We start from the raw sequence: 269 nt of genomic DNA, 5'->3' as shown, positions 1-269 counted from the left end.
ACAGCGTATACACCTACGTAAACCCAATGTCTTGGCACGTGCATTGCAATAGCATATCCATATTCTTCAGACAAAGAATGCGGCCTCAGGACCCAGAACTAAGGCCCCGTCGCAAAGGATGACCGATGAGTTTTCTGCGCCTCAACCATGTCTCCAAGCAGTACGGCGACCTCCGCGTGGTTCAAGACTTCAACCTGGAGGTGCACAAGGGCGAGTTCGTCTCGCTGCTCGGCCCCTCGGGCTGCGGCAAGACCACGACCTTGCAGATG

The 269-nt window shown here is 55.4% G+C and carries 1 protein-coding gene; it reads left to right on the top strand.

Features of this window, described 5'->3' with window-relative positions; translation table 11 throughout:
- Nucleotides 1–125 precede the first annotated feature (125 nt).
- Nucleotides 126–269 (top strand): ATP-binding cassette domain-containing protein (locus ACH107_RS33840; protein WP_412509928.1); only part of this gene is annotated, 144 nt, incomplete at its 3' end.

The organism is Roseovarius halophilus (ex Wu et al. 2025) (genome assembly GCF_047086965.1).
This window is presented reverse-complemented; position numbering and strand designations above follow the sequence as displayed.